At 59.5% G+C, this 16963-nt stretch carries 19 protein-coding genes; 13 read left to right on the forward strand and 6 right to left on the reverse strand.

What is annotated here, in order from left to right:
- Nucleotides 1-9: 9 nt before the first annotated feature.
- The 3 genes from ACYZT8_RS05170 to ACYZT8_RS05180 all read right to left on the reverse strand — a co-directional run bounded on the left by ACYZT8_RS05170 (nt 10) and on the right by ACYZT8_RS05180 (nt 2312).
- Entirely contained in the window at nt 10-741 is a 732-nt protein-coding gene (locus tag ACYZT8_RS05170; RefSeq protein WP_010463034.1) for a GntR family transcriptional regulator, read from the reverse strand.
- A 451-nt stretch (nt 742-1192) separates the two neighbouring features.
- The gene (locus tag ACYZT8_RS05175) at nt 1193-1696 is read right to left on the reverse strand and encodes a L,D-transpeptidase family protein (protein WP_461979767.1); all 504 of its coding nucleotides are present in this window, start codon (nt 1694-1696) and stop codon (nt 1193-1195) included.
- 64 nt (nt 1697-1760) lie between these two features.
- Nucleotides 1761-2312, reverse strand: coding sequence for an NUDIX hydrolase (locus ACYZT8_RS05180; RefSeq protein WP_461979769.1), 552 nt, complete (start codon nt 2310-2312; stop codon nt 1761-1763).
- Nucleotides 2313-2458: 146 nt separating this feature from the next.
- On the opposite strand from ACYZT8_RS05180, the gene ACYZT8_RS05185 reads away from it, so the two are divergent.
- From ACYZT8_RS05185 to purT, 5 genes are all read left to right on the forward strand, one after another.
- A complete protein-coding gene (locus ACYZT8_RS05185) occupies nt 2459-3058 on the forward strand; it encodes a CoA pyrophosphatase (protein ID WP_461979771.1) in 600 nt (199 codons plus the stop codon).
- A 57-nt stretch (nt 3059-3115) separates the two neighbouring features.
- Complete coding sequence (locus ACYZT8_RS05190) at nt 3116-3640, forward strand: gamma carbonic anhydrase family protein (RefSeq protein ID WP_150701971.1); 525 nt, start codon at nt 3116-3118, stop codon at nt 3638-3640.
- Nucleotides 3637-3852, forward strand: coding sequence for a DUF1289 domain-containing protein (locus tag ACYZT8_RS05195; protein WP_461979773.1), 216 nt, complete (start codon nt 3637-3639; stop codon nt 3850-3852). The genes ACYZT8_RS05190 and ACYZT8_RS05195 overlap by 4 nt, the downstream gene beginning before the upstream one ends.
- A 211-nt stretch (nt 3853-4063) precedes the next feature.
- Nucleotides 4064-4531: a preQ0 transporter gene (locus ACYZT8_RS05200; RefSeq protein WP_461979775.1), complete on the forward strand. Its 468-nt coding sequence runs from the start codon at nt 4064-4066 to the stop codon at nt 4529-4531.
- Nucleotides 4532-4630: 99 nt separating this feature from the next.
- Entirely contained in the window at nt 4631-5812 is a 1182-nt protein-coding gene (gene purT / locus ACYZT8_RS05205) for a formate-dependent phosphoribosylglycinamide formyltransferase (RefSeq protein ID WP_461979777.1), read from the forward strand.
- A gap of 114 nt (nt 5813-5926) precedes the next feature.
- Here purT and ACYZT8_RS05210 read toward each other — a convergent pair whose 3' ends face one another.
- From ACYZT8_RS05210 to ACYZT8_RS05220, 3 genes are all read right to left on the reverse strand, one after another.
- On the reverse strand, nt 5927-7240 hold the full coding sequence (locus ACYZT8_RS05210) for an MFS transporter (protein ID WP_461979779.1): 1314 nt from the start codon (nt 7238-7240) through the stop codon (nt 5927-5929).
- Nucleotides 7241-7642: 402 nt separating this feature from the next.
- Nucleotides 7643-8878, reverse strand: coding sequence for an HlyC/CorC family transporter (locus ACYZT8_RS05215; protein ID WP_461979781.1), 1236 nt, complete (start codon nt 8876-8878; stop codon nt 7643-7645).
- A gap of 12 nt (nt 8879-8890) precedes the next feature.
- Nucleotides 8891-9703, reverse strand: coding sequence for a cytochrome C assembly family protein (locus tag ACYZT8_RS05220; RefSeq protein ID WP_131062577.1), 813 nt, complete (start codon nt 9701-9703; stop codon nt 8891-8893).
- A gap of 210 nt (nt 9704-9913) precedes the next feature.
- On the opposite strand from ACYZT8_RS05220, the gene ffh reads away from it, so the two are divergent.
- The 8 genes from ffh to ACYZT8_RS05260 all read left to right on the forward strand — a co-directional run bounded on the left by ffh (nt 9914) and on the right by ACYZT8_RS05260 (nt 16903).
- A complete protein-coding gene (gene ffh, locus ACYZT8_RS05225) occupies nt 9914-11290 on the forward strand; it encodes a signal recognition particle protein (RefSeq protein ID WP_461957372.1) in 1377 nt (458 codons plus the stop codon).
- 250 nt (nt 11291-11540) lie between these two features.
- A complete protein-coding gene (rpsP, locus tag ACYZT8_RS05230) occupies nt 11541-11792 on the forward strand; it encodes a 30S ribosomal protein S16 (protein WP_007944872.1) in 252 nt (83 codons plus the stop codon).
- A 5-nt stretch (nt 11793-11797) separates the two neighbouring features.
- On the forward strand, nt 11798-12334 hold the full coding sequence (gene rimM / locus ACYZT8_RS05235) for a ribosome maturation factor RimM (protein ID WP_010463008.1): 537 nt from the start codon (nt 11798-11800) through the stop codon (nt 12332-12334).
- A complete protein-coding gene (gene trmD / locus ACYZT8_RS05240; protein WP_461979783.1) occupies nt 12316-13089 on the forward strand; it encodes a tRNA (guanosine(37)-N1)-methyltransferase TrmD in 774 nt (257 codons plus the stop codon). The genes rimM and trmD overlap by 19 nt, the downstream gene beginning before the upstream one ends.
- A 45-nt stretch (nt 13090-13134) precedes the next feature.
- Entirely contained in the window at nt 13135-13485 is a 351-nt protein-coding gene (gene rplS, locus ACYZT8_RS05245) for a 50S ribosomal protein L19 (RefSeq protein ID WP_003175895.1), read from the forward strand.
- Nucleotides 13486-13584: 99 nt separating this feature from the next.
- Entirely contained in the window at nt 13585-14481 is an 897-nt protein-coding gene (gene xerD, locus ACYZT8_RS05250; RefSeq protein WP_461979785.1) for a site-specific tyrosine recombinase XerD, read from the forward strand.
- A 252-nt stretch (nt 14482-14733) separates the two neighbouring features.
- Entirely contained in the window at nt 14734-15465 is a 732-nt protein-coding gene (gene dsbC, locus ACYZT8_RS05255; protein WP_131062580.1) for a bifunctional protein-disulfide isomerase/oxidoreductase DsbC, read from the forward strand.
- Between the two features lie 133 nt (nt 15466-15598).
- The gene (locus tag ACYZT8_RS05260) at nt 15599-16903 is read left to right on the forward strand and encodes a homoserine dehydrogenase (RefSeq protein ID WP_027924910.1); all 1305 of its coding nucleotides are present in this window, start codon (nt 15599-15601) and stop codon (nt 16901-16903) included.
- Nucleotides 16904-16963: the final 60 nt, after the last annotated feature.

Consider the following 16963-nt stretch of genomic DNA (forward strand, 5'->3'; position numbering starts at 1 on the left):
CGAAGCTCTTTATCGACGAAGCTCTGCGACAAAGTCGTAGTAGTCGTTGCGGCAGTAGGTGTCGGTGACTTCTATCGGTGTGTTGTCTTCCAGGTAGCCGACCCGGGTCATCAGCAGCATGGCGGTGCCGGGGGCGATGCCGACGAGAGCGGCGAACTCGTCCGAGGCGTTGATCGCCTGGATGTGCTGCAGCGCGCGGACGATCGGCTTGCCGATGCCGTCGAGGTACTCGTAGAGGGAATCGCCCACCGCTTGCGGCTTGGGGATGATCGAGGCGGGCAGGGTGCTCATCTCGATCGCCATCACCGTGTCGTCGGCTTTGCGCAGTCGCTTCAGCCGCGCGACCTTGTCGTTGGGCGAGAGGCCGAGACGGATCAGTTCTTCGTGGGTTGGCGGGGTGATCTCACGTTCCAGCCATTGCGAGCCGGGGACGAAGCCCTTGAGGCGCAACATTTCGCTGAAACCCGAGAGGCGCGACAGCGGTTGTTCCAGGCGCGGCGTGATGAACGTGCCGGAACCCTGGTTGCGGCGGATCAGGCCCTGCTCGAACAAGACTTCCAGCGCCTTGCGTGCCGTCACGCGGGAGATGCCCAACAGCTCGCTGAGGTTGCGCTCCGAGGGCATTGCCTGTTCGGCTTTCCACTGGCCGGCATGAATCGCCGCTTCCAGATTGCGCGCCAGTTGCAGGTACAACGGCGTGGGCTGGGTGTCGTCAGGGCGTAAGGCCTGGAGGTCGTTCATGGGCGATGTCCGATGCGGATATTGGAGTGTTGTTTTCCGCGAATGGCTGAAAACTAATACCACTTGAATACCATGTCAATGCCACCACTTTGCTGTTGGCGCAGAAAAGCCTGCCCTGTTGAGCGCAGTCAAGGGAGGTTGGTTTGAAGTGGTATTAAAGGTGGGGGATTTGAGTGCAAAGATCGCAGCCTGCGGCAACGCCTGCCGGGGGGATTGGTATCTTCCCGTCCGGCGCCACCGCAGGTTGCGATCTTCTGAATTTATTTTTCGAGGAGCGACCGGAGGTAGCGCTCAAAAGGAGAAGTTACGGCTGGCGCGATCCATTTGATCGTTCCCACGCTCTGCGTGGGAATGCCTCAACGGACGCTCCGCGTTCGGCTTTAAGACGGGACGCGGAGCGTCCCAGGCTGCGTTCCCCACGCGGAGCGTGGGAACGATCATAGGAGGGCGGTTACGGGCGGATTTCGATCATCGTGCCATCCGGCACCAGGCCCCACACCTCACGCATGTCCATGTTGCGCATGGCGATGCAGCCGTCGGTCCAGTCCAGGGTGTGGAACAGGTCTTCCGGGGTGTCTTCGGTGTCGGGAGTACCGTGGATCATGATCATGCTGCCAGGCGGGACGCCTTCGCGCCGCGCGCGGGCAGAGTCGCTGACGTTCGGGTAGGAGATGTGCATCGCCAGGTTGAATTTATCGCTGACCTTACGCCAGTCCAGCCAATAGAAACCTTCAGGCGTGCGTTTGTCGCCTTCCATCAGTTTCGCTCCCTTGGGCGATTTGCCCAGGGAAATGCGATAGGTCTTGAGCGGCTTGCCGTCATTGATCAATTGCAATTGGTGGGCGGATTTAAGCACCAGAACTTTTTCGATGACTTTGCCGTTCAGGGTTTCCGCAACGGAAGCCTGTGACATGGCGACGAACGACAAGCAAAACACGGCAAGCAACCAGCGCATTGAAACGATATCCCTGAAAGGTGTCGCGACTATTTAGTTATAGGTGATTTTGAAGCCAGGAGCTTTATGTGATGGCAGGCTGAGCAAGCGGCGGGATCGATTCGGACCGCACGGGGTAGACCTCGGTCCGCCGGTCAGCGAAGAAGCATTCTAAGGTACGGCCCACCGTGCGGAAAGCCAACTCGGACCACGGGATGTCGGCTTCGTCGAAAAGCTGCACTTCCAGGCTCTCGGGGCCGGCGGAAAAATCCAGGTCCACCAGCTCTGCGCGAAAGAACACATGCACCTGACTGATGTGCGGCACGTCGATCAACGTATAAATGCTCAGGTTGCGCACCCGCGCGCAGGCTTCTTCGGCCGTCTCGCGAATGGCTGCCTGCTCGATGGTTTCACCGTTTTCCATGAAACCGGCGGGCAGAGTCCAGTAACCGAGCCGAGGCTCGATGGCGCGTCGGCACAGCAACACCTTCGAGCCCCAGGTCGCGACGCAACCGGCGACGATATTAGGGTTCTGGTAGTGAATCGCCTGACAGCCGTCACAGACATAACGCAGGCGCGAATCGCCTTCGGGAATGCGCTGGGTGACCGGGTTGCCGCACTGACTGCAAAATTTCATGCTTGGGTTCCTGAATGCTGCGCCTATCTTGGCGTGCGACGGTGTCAGTCGGCAAGTTGTCGTTTAGCGACATGCAGTGGTTATGGGGTTGGGCGGTCGGTGTGATTGGTGCATGATGCGAAGTAGAGAATAAATCGAGAAGACTCATGCTGGACGAGCTACTTCACCGGGTAAGCAACCACACACCGCGTACCCTGGAAACCGATCGACGTTTTCCCGAGGCCGCGGTACTGGTGCCCATCACCCGCAGTGACGAACCGGAACTGGTTCTCACCCTGCGCGCCAGTGGGCTCTCGACCCATGGCGGTGAAGTCGCCTTCCCCGGCGGGCGGCGCGATCCCGAAGACCCGGACCTGATTTTCACCGCGCTGCGTGAGGCCGAAGAAGAAATCGGCTTGCCGCCGGGGCTGGTCGAAGTGATCGGCCCGTTGAGCCCGCTGATCTCCCTGCACGGCATCAAGGTCACCCCTTATGTCGGGGTGATTCCGGATTTTGTCGAGTACCTGGCCAACGATGCCGAGATCGCCGCCGTGTTCAGCGTGCCTCTGGAGTTCTTCCGCGAGGACCCTCGGGAACATACCCATCGCATCGATTACCAGGGCCGCAGTTGGTACGTGCCGAGTTATCGTTACGGCGAGTACAAAATCTGGGGCCTGACAGCGATCATGATCGTCGAGTTGATCAACCTGCTCTATGACGCCGACATCAGCCTGCACCACCCACCTAAAAGCTTTATCAATATTTGAAGCCATCGTTCGTATGGCGTGAAACGCGGCTGCCTGAGCCTTGAGGACAATAAAAAGATGAAATATCGCCTGGGCGACGCCCGTGTCGAAACCCATCCGCAGAGCTGGGTCGCACCCAATGCCGTGCTGGTGGGCAAGGTCAAACTGGAAGAGGGCGCCAACGTCTGGTTCAACGCCGTGTTGCGTGGCGACAACGAACTGATCCTGATCGGCAAGAACAGCAACGTCCAGGACGGCACGGTGATGCACACCGACATGGGCTACCCGCTGACCATCGGCACCGGCGTGACCATTGGCCACAACGCCATGCTTCACGGTTGCACCGTGGGCGATTACAGCCTGATCGGCATTAATGCGGTGATTCTCAACGGCGCGAAAATCGGCAAGAACTGCATCATCGGCGCCAACTCGCTGATCGGTGAGGGCAAGGAGATTCCTGACGGTTCGCTGGTCATGGGCTCGCCGGGCAAGGTGGTTCGTGAGCTGACAGAGCAGCAGAAGAAGATGCTGGAGGCCAGCGCCGCCCACTATGTGCATAACTCCCAGCGTTACGCCCGCGATCTGGCCGAGCAGGAAGAATGAACACGCCCGAACGCCCGGTGCGATCGCCCTGCGTGAATATCTGTGCGCTGGACGACGATGACGTTTGCACCGGGTGTCAGCGCACGGTGGAGGAAATCACGCGCTGGAGCCGGATGGACAACGAAGAGCGCCGCAAGGTGTTGGGGTTGTGTCATGAGCGGGCGAAATCGAGTGGGTTGATCTGGATGTTGCCGTCTAAATCCAATAACTGAAGAGTGAGGGGCTTTTGTGGCGAGGGAGCTTGCTCCCGCTGGGCTGCGAAGCAGCCCCAAAGCAGATAAACACTTTCAATCTGACACACCGCAACCGCTGATTTCAGGGCCGCTTCGCGCCCCAACGGGAGCAAGCTCCCTCGCCACAGGTTATTTGTGAGCCTGAGATAAAGTAATCTGTGCGCCAAATTGACAGGTATCCCGCCATTCCATGTTCTTCCTGATCGCCTACATCAGCAGCGTCGTACTGATTAACTACGCCTTCTCCACCGCTCCGCACCTGGACGTCATCTGGTCGGCCTGGGGCGGGTTGGTGTTTGTCCTGCGCGACATGGTGCAAACCCGCTTCGGCCACGGTGCCATCGCGGCGATGCTTGCGGCGCTGGTCTTGTCCTATGTCACCTCCGATCCGTCCATCGCTTTGGCCAGCGCCACAGCCTTCGCGGTGTCCGAATGCATCGACTGGCTGGTGTTCAGTATCACCAAGCGCCCGCTGCACGATCGCCTGTGGATAAGTTCGGCCCTGAGCATTCCCCTCGATACCTTCATCTTCTTCGGCATGATCGACGCGTTCACCCCGGCCGTGATTCTCACCGCCATGGGCTCCAAGTTCGCTGGCGTGACGGTCGTGTGGCTGATCATGGCCTGGCGCTTGCGCAAACAGGCCGTCGCCAGCTGAAGCCAAACCCTTCGGTTCATGTAAAATGCCGCGCTTTCTCCCCATGGGAAGCGCGCGTGGCGTTGCATCCCTCGATGATCCGCTTCTTGAGGACCTGAGATGACCCGTATCGGAACTCCATTGTCGCCAACCGCGACCCGCGTATTGCTGTGTGGCTGTGGCGAGTTGGGCAAGGAAGTGGTGATCGAGCTGCAACGCCTGGGCGTTGAAGTGATTGCCGTCGACCGTTACGCCAACGCGCCGGCCATGCAAGTTGCGCATCGCAGCCACGTGATCAACATGCTCGACGGCGCCGCCCTGCGTGCCGTCATCGAAGCCGAGAAGCCGCACTTCATCGTGCCGGAAATCGAAGCCATCGCCACCGCGACCCTTGTCGAACTGGAAGCCGAAGGCTTCACCGTGATCCCGACCGCGCGCGCCGCGCAGCTGACCATGAACCGCGAAGGCATCCGTCGCCTGGCCGCTGAAGAACTGGACCTGCCGACCTCGCCGTACCACTTCGCCGACACCTTCGAGGACTACAGCAAGGCCGTCCTGGACCTGGGCTTCCCGTGCGTGGTCAAGCCAGTCATGAGTTCGTCGGGCAAAGGCCAGAGCCTGCTGCGCAGCGCCGATGATGTGAAAACCGCGTGGGATTACGCTCAAGAAGGCGGTCGCGCCGGTAAAGGTCGCGTGATCGTCGAAGGTTTCATCGACTTCGACTACGAAATCACCTTGCTGACCGTGCGTCACGTTGGCGGCACTACGTTCTGCGCGCCAGTCGGCCACCGTCAGGAGAAGGGCGACTATCAGGAATCCTGGCAGCCACAAGCCATGAGCCCGATTGCCCTGGCTGAATCCGAGCGCGTTGCCAAAGCCGTCACCGAAGCCTTGGGTGGCCGTGGTCTGTTTGGTGTCGAGTTGTTCATCAAAGGTGATCAGGTGTGGTTCAGCGAAGTCTCGCCGCGCCCGCATGACACCGGTCTGGTGACCCTGATTTCCCAGGACCTGTCGCAGTTCGCGCTGCACGCACGGGCGATTCTAGGCCTGCCGATTCCGTTGATCCGTCAGTTCGGGCCATCGGCTTCGGCGGTGATTCTGGTGGAAGGGCAGTCGACCCAGACTGCTTTCGCCAATTTGGGTGCTGCGCTGAGCGAGCCGGACACGGCGTTGCGTCTGTTTGGCAAGCCAGAGGTCAATGGCCAGCGCCGGATGGGCGTGGCGTTGGCGCGGGATGAGTCGATTGAAGCGGCTCGTGCAAAAGCGACCCGCGCTTCTCAGGCTGTCGTAGTCGAGCTGTAAACCGAGTCGCGGCAATCGCTAGCAGGCTAGCTCCCACAGGGTTATTGGTTGATCACAGATTTTGTGTACACCCAATTTCCATGTGGGAGCCAGCCTGCTGGCGATGCTTTTGATTCATGCCACCCGATTCAAATCGTTATGCCGCGTCTCCTTCAGGCACAACACCGCAATCAAACTCAGCACTGCCGCCCCCGACACATACCCGCCGACATAACTCAAACCACCCATCGCCACCAGCTTCTGCGCGAAGAACGGCGCCGCCGAGGCCCCGACAATGCCGCCCAGGTTGTAGGCTGCCGACGCGCCGGTATACCGCACGTGCGTTGGAAACAGCTCCGGTAGCAGCGCGCCCATCGGCGCAAACGTCACGCCCATCAGAAACAGCTCGATGCACAGGAACAGCGCCACGCCCCAGGTCGAGCCTTGAGTCAGCAACGGTTCCATCAAGAATCCGGACAGAACTGCCAACACGCCGCCGATGATCAACACCGGTTTGCGCCCGTAACGGTCGCTGGCCCAGGCCGACAACGGTGTTGCCGCCGCCATGAACAGGACGGCGAAGCACAGCAGGCCGAGGAAGGTTTCGCGGCTGTAGCCGAGTGTCGATACGCCATAACTCAACGAAAAAACGGTCGAGATGTAGAACAACGCGTAGCACACCACCATCGACCCGGCACCCAGCAGCATCGGCACCCAGTACTGGCTGAACAGCTCGACCAACGGGATCTTCACTCGCTCCTGACGGGCCATGGCGTTAGCGAACACGGGTGTTTCGTGGAGTTTGAGTCGCACGTAGAGGCCGACCATCACCAGCGCGGCGCTGAGCAGGAACGGAATCCGCCAGCCCCACGAGCGGAACTGCTCGTCATTCAGGGTCATGGCGAGCGTCAGGAACAGGCCGTTAGCCGCTAAAAAGCCAATCGAAGGGCCGAGCTGCGGAAACATGCCGAACCAGGCACGCTTGCCCTTGGGCGCATTCTCCGTCGCCAATAACGCCGCACCGCCCCATTCACCGCCCAGGCCAAGGCCTTGGCCGAAACGCAGCACGCAGAGCAGGATCGGCGCCCAGGCCCCGATGCTGTCATAACCCGGCAAGACGCCGATCAGCGTGGTGCACACGCCCATCAATAGCAGCGAAGCGACCAGAGTCGATTTGCGCCCGATGCGGTCACCGAAGTGCCCAAACAGCGCAGATCCCAATGGTCGAGCAAGGAAGGCGATGCCGAAGGTGAGGAACGCCGACAGCATTTGGGCGGTGCCGGAGGTCTGCGGAAAGAACACCGGGCCGATCACCAGCGCAGCGGCGGTGGCATAGACGTAGAAGTCGTAAAACTCGATAGCAGTGCCGATAAAACTCGCCGTGGCCACACGGGTGGCGGAGTTTGTCGGTTGGGTGGGTGCGTCGCTATAAGTCGTGCTGGTTGTCATGCGGTTATCCCTGACAGTCATGTGCCCCAGTGGAGCGAATTATTATGGTCGAACACCCAGGGATGTGGGAGTGAGGCGCGGCCGCTGTTCAAGGTAGGAACAGTCGTCGGTGTAGTGCGGATATTGCCGATGGACTGGCCGGAACCTGCTGCGTGCTGGGTAAGCACGTGGTCCGACGGGGCTTGGGTAAGCGGGTTTGATTATAGGAAGGTGGCTAACGATCAAACAAGTGGCTTGAATTGAGCGACGGCTTTTGTGGCGAGGGAGCTTGCTCCCGCTCGGGCGCGCAGCGGCCGCAAATGGCTGGAAGGGTGCTGTCAGGATAATTGCAGCGTCTTTTGTTGGGCCTGCTTCGCAGTCCAGCGGGAGCAAGCTCCCTCGCCACAGGTTGGGGGGCAGGGTTTAGATAACGACTGGAACCGAGCTGGTATGCCAGATCAAAACCCGCGTGACGCGATTGTCTTCCGTCTCCAGAATCTCCAGCCGATAACGCCCGATCTTCAGGCACACCGCACTGTCCGGAATCGTCTCCAGCGCCTCGGTCACCAACCCGTTGAGGGTTTTCGGGCCGTCGCTGGGCAGGTGCCAGCCCAGGCTCTTGTTCAATTCGCGAATCGACGCAGCACCTTCGATCACCAGGCGCCCATCGGCCTGCGGATGGATGTGCGGGTTGTCCAGGCTGTGCTGGCTTTCGAATTCGCCTACGATTTCTTCGAGAATGTCTTCCAGGGTCACGATGCCGAGCACTTCGCCGTATTCGTCGACTACCATGCCCAGGCGCCGCTGCTGTTTGTGGAAATTCAGCAGTTGCAGTTGCAACGGAGTGCTTTCCGGCACGAAGTACGGTTCGTGACTGGCGGCCAGCAACGCTTCGAGGGTCAGGCTGGCATCGGCCAGCAAGTGGCGGATCTGCCGGGTATTGAGCACCGCTTCAACCTGGTTGATGTCGCTGTGGAACACCGGCAGGCGCGTGCGCTTGTTGTTGCGCAGTTGCTCGATGATCTCTGCGAGGGTGTCGTCGAGGTTTATCCCGTCGACGTCACTGCGCGGCACCAGGATGTCGTTGACCGTGATGTTGTCGAGCGCGTGGATGCCCGACAGCGGGTGCGGGCGGCAGACGGCTTGATCGTAATCGTCCTGCCGGTCGTTCGGGCCCTCGTCTTCGCTCTGTTGCACCACTTTGACTTTGCGGGCAAACGGTCGCATCAGCAGCTGAGTGAAGCCATTGAGCAGCCAGGCGGCCGGATAGATGATTTTCAGGGGCGTGCCGAGCAGCGTGTTGCCCAGAGCCAGGACGGCGTCGGGATAGCGCACGGCGAGGGTGCGCGGCAGGTAGTCGGCGAACACCAGAAGCGCGGCGCCTGCACCCAGGCAAGCAATCCACGGACCGTTTTCCGCCCAGATGAAAATCGCCAGCAAGGTGCTGATGACCACTGCCAGTGCGCGGCACAGGGTATTGCAGAAGATCAGGCTGTTGAGCGGGAAGCTCAGCTTCGCGACCGGTTTGTCGCTGGAACGCGAGGCGGTGCGCTGGGCCAACAAGTACTGTTGCGCGGTTTCGATGGCGGTAAACAGCCCCGACCATAAAATCAGCAGGGCCAATACCGCGAGCATCGGCCCTATGGGCAAGTCGTCCATTAATGCCGCCCGTCAGATGTGCAGGATGTATTCACGGACCAGCTTACTGCCGAAGTACGCCAGCATCAGCAGGCAGAAACCGGCGAGGGTCCAGCGAATGGCCTTGTGTCCGCGCCAGCCGAGGCGGTTACGGCCCCAAAGCAGCACGCTGAAGACGATCCAGGCCAGGCAAGCCAGTAGAGTTTTGTGCACCAGGTGCTGGGCGAACAGGTTGTCGACGAACAACCAACCGGACAGCAGCGACAGCGACAGCAGGGTCCAGCCGGCCCAGAGGAAGCCGAACAACAGGCTTTCCATGGTTTGCAGCGGCGGGAAGTTCTTGATCAGCCCCGACGGGTGCTTGTGCTTGAGCTGATGGTCTTGCACCAGCAGCAGCAAGGCCTGAAACATCGCGATGGTGAACATGCCGTAAGCGAGGATCGACAGCAGGATGTGGGCGAGAATGCCCGGCTCTTCGTCGATGATCTGCACCGTGCCGGCGGGGGCGAACTGCGCCAGCAGCACCGTGGCTGCACCGAGCGGGAACAGCAATATAAGCAGGTTTTCCACCGGGATCCGCGAGCAGGCCAGCAGGGTCAGGGCGATGACCGCCGCGGCAATCAGGCTGGCGGCACTGAAAAAGTCCAGGCCCAGGCCGATCGGTGTCAGCAGGTGGGTGAACAGGCTGGCGCTGTGAGCCAGCACGGCAAGCACGCCGAGCGTGACCAGCAGGCGCTTGTTCGCCTTGGCTCCGGTGGCCAGACGAGTGCCTTGATAGAGGGTCGCAGCGGCATACAAGCAGGCGGCGGCGAGGGTAGTCAGCAAACTGGGTGACAAGGGGAGCATAAATCCTGTTAGGCAAGCCCGAAAGGCGCTGAGTTTGGCATAGAACCCCCACAGCACGAAAGACCATGCAACCTGACGATGAGGTGTCCGCCAGACGCAGTCTTCGCTATAATCCGCGACCTGCCCACGCCGCAGGCTCGCCGAGCACATGTTTATTCCGGTCTGGGCCGCCATTATCCCGGTCTACACAGGGCCTGAAAGGATCGCGCAATGTTTGAAAACTTAACCGACCGTCTCTCGCAGACGCTGCGCCATGTCACCGGCAAGGCCAAGCTGACCGAGGACAATATCAAAGACACCCTGCGCGAAGTGCGCATGGCGTTGCTCGAAGCCGACGTCGCCTTGCCGGTGGTGAAGGACTTCGTCAATTCGGTCAAGGAGCGCGCCGTCGGCACCGAGGTGTCACGCAGCCTGACGCCGGGCCAGGCCTTCGTGAAGATCGTTCAGGCCGAGCTCGAAAGCCTGATGGGCGCGGCCAACGAAGACTTGAACCTGAGCGCCGTTCCGCCAGCCGTCGTGCTGATGGCCGGTTTGCAGGGTGCGGGTAAAACCACCACCGCCGGCAAACTCGCGCGCTTCCTTAAAGAGCGCAAGAAGAAGTCGGTCATGGTCGTGTCTGCGGACGTTTACCGTCCGGCGGCGATCAAACAGTTGGAAATGCTCGCGGGTGAAGTCGGCGTTACCTTCTTCCCGTCCGACCTGAGCCAGAAGCCGGTCGACATCGCGCAAGCAGCTATTAAAGAAGCAAGACTGAAATTCATCGACGTGGTCATCGTTGATACCGCCGGTCGTCTGCACATCGACGAAGAGATGATGGGCGAGATCAAGGCATTGCACGCCGCGATCAATCCGGTCGAAACCCTGTTCGTGGTCGACGCCATGACCGGCCAGGACGCCGCCAACACGGCCAAGGCCTTCGGCGACGCATTGCCGCTGACCGGTGTGATCCTGACCAAGGTTGACGGTGACGCCCGTGGCGGTGCCGCACTTTCTGTCCGTGCCATCACTGGCAAGCCGATCAAGTTCATCGGTATGGGCGAGAAGAGCGAAGCGCTCGAACCGTTCCATCCCGAGCGTATTGCTTCGCGCATCCTCGGCATGGGCGACGTGCTCAGCCTGATCGAACAGGCGGAAGCGACCCTCGACAAGGACAAGGCCGATAAACTGGCCAAGAAGCTGAAGAAGGGCAAGGGCTTCGACCTCGAAGACTTCCGCGATCAGCTGCAACAGATGAAGAACATGGGCGGCCTCGGCGGCCTCATGGACAAACTGCCGAACATCGGCGGCGTGAACCTGGCGCAGATGGGCAACGCCCAGGGCGCGGCAGAGAAACAATTCAAGCAGATGGAAGCCATCATCAATTCCATGACCCCGGCCGAGCGCCGCGACCCTGAGCTGATCAGCGGTTCGCGCAAACGCCGGATCGCCATGGGCTCCGGCACCCAGGTGCAGGACATCGGTCGCTTGATCAAGCAGCACAAGCAGATGCAGAAGATGATGAAGAAATTCTCCGCGAAAGGCGGAATGGCCAAAATGATGCGCGGCATGGGCGGTATGTTGCCCGGCGGCGGCATGCCGAAAATGTAAAGAATCCGCGCCGTCAGTCATGTCGGCGCAGACCCACAGCGATGTGGGATCAACAGCAAACCCGCACTTGGCGGGAGCTGACTGGCCGTTTTCAACGACGGCTCTATAGCAAATCTGCATGGCGTCCGATAGGCCGCCGGAAAAAGACATTTGCAAAAGTCCGGATATTCCTTAGAATATGCGGCCTTTCGGGCACCTATGCCCGCTGTGCCTTTAGATTTGCAGCACCGACTACAGGAACGATGTTCACATGCTAACAATCCGTCTTGCCCTTGGCGGCTCCAAAAAGCGCCCGTTTTACCACTTGACCGTAACCGACAGCCGCAACCCGCGCGACGGTTCGCACAAGGAACAGGTTGGTTTCTTCAACCCTGTTGCTCGTGGTCAAGAAGTCCGTCTGTCCGTGAACCAAGAGCGCGTAGCCTACTGGCTGAGCGTTGGTGCACAACCTTCTGAGCGTGTTGCTCAGTTGTTGAAGGACGCTGCTAAGGCTGCGGCCTGAGCAATATGAACGCGACGCCTGCTATTGCTGATGATTTGATCGTTATCGGCAAGATTTATTCTGTTCATGGCGTTCGCGGCGAAGTGAAGGTTTATTCCTTTACTGATCCGACTGAAAACCTGTTGCAGTACAAAACCTGGACGCTCAAGCGCGAAGGCAATGTGAAACAGGTCGAGCTGGTCAGCGGACGTGGGAACGACAAGTTCCTGGTCGCAAAGCTCAAGGGTCTTGATGATCGTGAAGAAGCTCGTCTTCTGGCCGGTTATGAGATCTGCGTGCCGCGCAACCTGTTCCCTGAATTGACCGACGGCGAGTACTACTGGTACCAGCTGGAAGGTCTGAAGGTTATTGATCAACTCGGGCAATTGCTCGGGAAAATCGATCATCTTCTGGAAACCGGCGCCAATGATGTAATGGTGGTCAAGCCTTGCGCTGGCAGCCTGGATGATCGCGAACGCCTGTTGCCCTATACGGAGCAATGCGTGTTGGCCGTCGACCTCGCAGCAGGCGAGATGAAGGTGGAATGGGATGCGGACTTCTAAGCGTGGCTAACTTGCGCGTAGAAGTGATCAGTTTGTTTCCCGAGATGTTCTCCGCCATCAGCGAGTACGGCATCACCAGTCGTGCGGTGAAACAGGGGCTGTTGCAGCTCACCTGTTGGAATCCGCGAGACTACACGACGGATCGACATCACACTGTGGACGATCGCCCATTTGGCGGTGGTCCGGGCATGGTGATGAAGATCAAGCCCCTGGAAGATGCTCTGGTTCAGGCCAAGGCAGCAGCCGGGGAGGCGGCGAAGGTGATTTACCTGTCCCCCCAAGGCCGTCAACTGAGTCAGTCGGCGGTACGCGAGTTGGCGAATCTGGATGCATTGATCCTGATTGCCGGCCGCTATGAAGGCATTGACGAGCGTTTTATTGAGGCTCATGTCGATGAAGAGTGGTCGATTGGCGACTATGTACTGTCTGGCGGCGAGCTGCCGGCGATGGTCCTGATCGATGCGGTTACACGACTGCTGCCTGGAGCTTTAGGGCATGCGGACTCCGCCGAGGAAGATTCCTTTACGGATGGTTTGCTGGATTGCCCGCACTACACCCGACCTGAGGTGTATGCGGATCAGCGTGTTCCCGACGTGTTGCTAAGTGGCAATCACGCGCATATCCGGCGTTGGCGTTTACAGCAGTCCCTTGGTAGGACCTTTGAACGACGCGCCGATCTTCTGGAAAGCCGCTCGCTTTCTGGAGAAGAGAAGAAGCTGCTCGAGGAATACATCCGCGAGCGGGACGATAGTTAACAACGTATCGATGGTAAGTCCGTTGATTTACCTTAGGAGCACAGCATGACTAACAAAATCATCCTTGCACTCGAAGCAGAGCAGATGACCAAAGAGATCCCTACCTTTGCCCCGGGCGACACCATTGTCGTTCAGGTGAAAGTGAAGGAAGGCGACCGTTCGCGTCTGCAAGCGTTCGAAGGTGTTGTTATCGCCAAGCGTAACCGCGGCGTAAACAGTGCTTTCACCGTTCGTAAAATCTCCAACGGTGTTGGCGTAGAGCGTACTTTCCAGACCTACAGCCCGCAAATCGACAGCATGGCCGTTAAACGTCGCGGTGACGTACGTAAAGCCAAGCTGTACTACCTGCGTGACCTGTCCGGTAAAGCAGCTCGCATCAAGGAAAAACTGGCTTAAGTCCAGCTTCCGATGCAGAAAAAAGCAGCCTACGGGCTGCTTTTTTGTTGCCTGCGATTTATCTTCCCTGACCGTACTGTCGGTCTTGCCTGAGTCTTTATGCCCGCCATCGATCATCCTTTGATAGACCAGTTTCTCGACGCGTTGTGGCTGGAGAAAGGTCTTTCCGATAACACTCGCGATGCCTATCGCAGCGACCTGGCCTTGTTCAACGGCTGGCTGCAGGAGAAGGGGCTGGAGTTGATCAACGCCGGCCGTGAATTGATCCTCGATCACCTGGCCTGGCGTCTGGAGCAGAACTACAAACCCCGTTCCACAGCGCGATTTCTCTCCGGTGTGCGTGGGTTTTATCGCTATCTGCTGCGGGAAAAGCTGATCGCTGTTGACCCGTCGTTGCGTGTCGATATGCCCCAACTGGGTAGGCCGTTGCCTAAATCCCTGTCGGAAGCAGACGTAGAGGCGCTGCTGAAGGCACCGGACTTGAGCGAAGCCATCGGCCAGCGTGACCGCGCCATGCTCGAAGTGCTTTACGCCTGCGGCTTACGGGTGACGGAACTGATCAGCCTGACACTGGAGCAAGTCAATCTGCGCCAGGGTGTGCTGCGGGTGATGGGCAAGGGCAGCAAGGAGCGGCTGGTGCCGATGGGCGAGGAGGCGATTGTCTGGGTCGAGCGTTACATGCGTGATGGCCGCCAGGAGCTGCTCGGTGGACGTCCCAGCGATGTCATGTTTCCCAGTCAGCGTGGCGAGCAGATGACCCGTCAGACCTTTTGGCACCGCATCAAGCACCAGGCCAAGGTCGCCGGGATCGGCAAGTCGCTGTCGCCGCATACATTGCGTCATGCTTTTGCCACGCACTTGCTCAACCACGGCGCCGACTTGCGGGTGGTGCAGATGCTGCTCGGCCACAGCGACCTGTCCACCACCCAGATCTATACCCACGTCGCCCGCGCACGCTTGCAGGACCTGCACGCCAAACATCACCCACGCGGTTGAATACAATCCCTGTGGGAGCGGGCTTGCCCGCGAAGGCGATGTAACAGTCAACATCTACTCTGAATGTTATGGCCTCTTCGCGGGCAAGCCCGCTCCCACAGGTTTAGCGTTGTCCCAAGTGTTGCGACAGGCGCATTCGGCCACAAGGGCCTTATGTGGTAGGCTTTGCCGGTTTGCACGATGGGCGGTTATGACCCGGTGTTTCGGCACGGGCGTTCTGATCGTCCCATTTGTCCGTCTTCAGGAGTTCTCATGCGTCTGACCCAGATTTTCGCCGCCGCAGCCATTGCGTTGGTCAGCACCTTTGCCGTCGCCGATGACGCGGCCGACAAAGCGATTCGTAAAAGCCTGGAAAACCTCCAGCTCGAAGTGCCGGTAGAAAGCATCTCCGCCAGCCCTCTGCCGGGCCTGTACGAAGTCAAACTGCAAGGCAGCCGCGTGCTCTACGCCAGCGCCGACGGCCAATACGTAGTTCAGGGCTACATGTTCCAGCTCAAGGACGGCAAACCGATCAACCTGACCGAGAAGACCGAACGCCTGGGCGTGTCCAAACTGGTCAACGCCATTCCAGTTGCGGAAACCGTGGTCTACCCGGCGATCGGCGAAACCAAATCGCACATCACCGTGTTCACCGACACCACCTGCCCGTACTGCCACAAACTGCACGCCGAAGTGCCCGAGCTGAACAAGCGCGGCATTGAAGTGCGTTACGTCGCGTTCCCGCGCCAGGGCCTGGGCTCGCCCGGTGACGAACAGCTGCAAGCGGTCTGGTGCTCGAAAGACAAGAAAGCCGCCATGGACAAGATGGTCGATGGCAAGGAAATCAAGGCCGCCAAGTGCGATAACCCGGTTTCCAAACAGTTCGCCCTCGGTCAGTCGATCGGCGTGAACGGTACACCGGCCATCGTTTTGGCGGACGGTCAGGTCATTCCGGGCTACCAGCCTGCGCCACAAGTCGCCAAACTGGCGCTGGACGCGAAATAATTCGCATCGTCACGGCCAGCCTTTGACGATCATGGTCCGGCGGTAACATTTGTCGGGCCATTAATAGAGAGCCGCGAGCATGCGGCTGTTTTCACGGCCGGCCTTGAGTCGGCCGTTTTATGGGGAGTTCACAGTGAAACCGGTCAAAGTAGGCATCTGTGGGTTAGGGACCGTCGGTGGCGGTACCTTCAACGTACTTCAGCGCAACGCCGAGGAAATTGCTCGTCGTGCCGGGCGTGGAATTGAAGTGGCACAAATTGCCATGCGCACGCCAAAGCCTCAGTTCCAAACGACCGGTATTGCGATTACCAACGATGTCTTCGAAGTGGCCACGAACCCTGAGATCGACATCGTTATAGAGCTGATGGGCGGCTACACCGTTGCCCGCGAGCTGGTACTCAAGGCCATCGAGAATGGCAAGCATGTGGTCACCGCGAACAAGGCGCTTATCGCTGTTCACGGTAATGAAATTTTCGCCAAGGCTCGCGAGAAGGGCGTGATTGTGGCGTTCGAAGCGGCTGTGGCCGGTGGCATTCCGGTGATCAAGGCGATCCGTGAAGGCCTGTCCGCCAACCGTATCAACTGGGTCGCCGGGATCATCAATGGAACCGGCAACTTCATCCTTACCGAAATGCGTGAGAAGGGTCGCACCTTCGAAGACGTACTCGCCGAGGCGCAAGCCCTGGGTTACGCCGAAGCCGATCCGACCTTCGACGTTGAAGGCATCGATGCGGCCCACAAGCTGACGATCCTGGCGTCCATCGCGTTCGGCATCCCGCTGCAATTCGACAAGGCTTACACCGAAGGCATCACCAAGCTGACCACGGCTGACGTGAACTACGCCGAAGCGCTGGGCTATCGCATCAAGCACCTCGGTGTTGCCCGCAGCACTGCGGCTGGCATCGAGTTGCGCGTGCACCCGACGCTGATCCCGGCCGATCGTCTGATCGCCAACGTCAACGGCGTGATGAACGCGGTGATGGTCAACGGTGATGCTGCCGGTTCGACCTTGTTCTACGGCGCGGGTGCTGGCATGGAGCCGACCGCTTCGTCGGTGATCGCCGACCTGGTGGACGTGGTTCGCGCCATGACCTCCGACCCGGAAAACCGTGTGCCGCACCTGGCCTTCCAGCCGGATTCGCTGTCGGCGCACCCGATCCTGCCGATCGAAGCCTGCGAAAGCGCCTACTACCTGCGTATTCAGGCCAAGGACCATCCGGGCGTATTGGCTCAGGTTGCGAGCATCCTGTCGGAGCGCGGCATCAACATCGAATCGATCATGCAGAAAGAAGTCGAAGAGCATGACGGTCTGGTACCGATGATCCTGCTGACTCATCGCGTGCTGGAACAGCACATGAATGACGCGATCGCCGCTCTGGAAGCCCTTACAGGTGTGGTCGGTCCGGTCGTACGGATCCGCGTCGAGCACCTGAACTAAGCCGTTATCGTTCACCGGGCCTGCGTGCGGGCCCGGGTTTGCGAACACTGTCTATTGGAG

Source organism: Pseudomonas sp. LB3P93 (assembly GCF_054898025.1).

Bases quoted from the DNA above. Each gene is read 5' to 3' on its own strand.
- ACYZT8_RS05170 (WP_010463034.1), bottom strand. From the start codon at position 741: ATGAACGACCTCCAGGCCTTACGCCCTGACGACACCCAGCCCACGCCG.
- ACYZT8_RS05175 (WP_461979767.1), bottom strand. From the start codon at position 1,696: ATGCGCTGGTTGCTTGCCGTGTTTTGCTTGTCGTTCGTCGCCATGTCA.
- ACYZT8_RS05180 (WP_461979769.1), bottom strand. From the start codon at position 2,312: ATGAAATTTTGCAGTCAGTGCGGCAACCCGGTCACCCAGCGCATTCCC.
- ACYZT8_RS05185 (WP_461979771.1), top strand. From the start codon at position 2,459: ATGCTGGACGAGCTACTTCACCGGGTAAGCAACCACACACCGCGTACC.
- ACYZT8_RS05190 (WP_150701971.1), top strand. From the start codon at position 3,116: ATGAAATATCGCCTGGGCGACGCCCGTGTCGAAACCCATCCGCAGAGC.
- ACYZT8_RS05195 (WP_461979773.1), top strand. From the start codon at position 3,637: ATGAACACGCCCGAACGCCCGGTGCGATCGCCCTGCGTGAATATCTGT.
- ACYZT8_RS05200 (WP_461979775.1), top strand. From the start codon at position 4,064: ATGTTCTTCCTGATCGCCTACATCAGCAGCGTCGTACTGATTAACTAC.
- purT (WP_461979777.1), top strand. From the start codon at position 4,631: ATGACCCGTATCGGAACTCCATTGTCGCCAACCGCGACCCGCGTATTG.
- ACYZT8_RS05210 (WP_461979779.1), bottom strand. From the start codon at position 7,240: ATGACAACCAGCACGACTTATAGCGACGCACCCACCCAACCGACAAAC.
- ACYZT8_RS05215 (WP_461979781.1), bottom strand. From the start codon at position 8,878: ATGGACGACTTGCCCATAGGGCCGATGCTCGCGGTATTGGCCCTGCTG.
- ACYZT8_RS05220 (WP_131062577.1), bottom strand. From the start codon at position 9,703: ATGCTCCCCTTGTCACCCAGTTTGCTGACTACCCTCGCCGCCGCCTGC.
- ffh (WP_461957372.1), top strand. From the start codon at position 9,914: ATGTTTGAAAACTTAACCGACCGTCTCTCGCAGACGCTGCGCCATGTC.
- rpsP (WP_007944872.1), top strand. From the start codon at position 11,541: ATGCTAACAATCCGTCTTGCCCTTGGCGGCTCCAAAAAGCGCCCGTTT.
- rimM (WP_010463008.1), top strand. From the start codon at position 11,798: ATGAACGCGACGCCTGCTATTGCTGATGATTTGATCGTTATCGGCAAG.
- trmD (WP_461979783.1), top strand. From the start codon at position 12,316: ATGGGATGCGGACTTCTAAGCGTGGCTAACTTGCGCGTAGAAGTGATC.
- rplS (WP_003175895.1), top strand. From the start codon at position 13,135: ATGACTAACAAAATCATCCTTGCACTCGAAGCAGAGCAGATGACCAAA.
- xerD (WP_461979785.1), top strand. From the start codon at position 13,585: ATGCCCGCCATCGATCATCCTTTGATAGACCAGTTTCTCGACGCGTTG.
- dsbC (WP_131062580.1), top strand. From the start codon at position 14,734: ATGCGTCTGACCCAGATTTTCGCCGCCGCAGCCATTGCGTTGGTCAGC.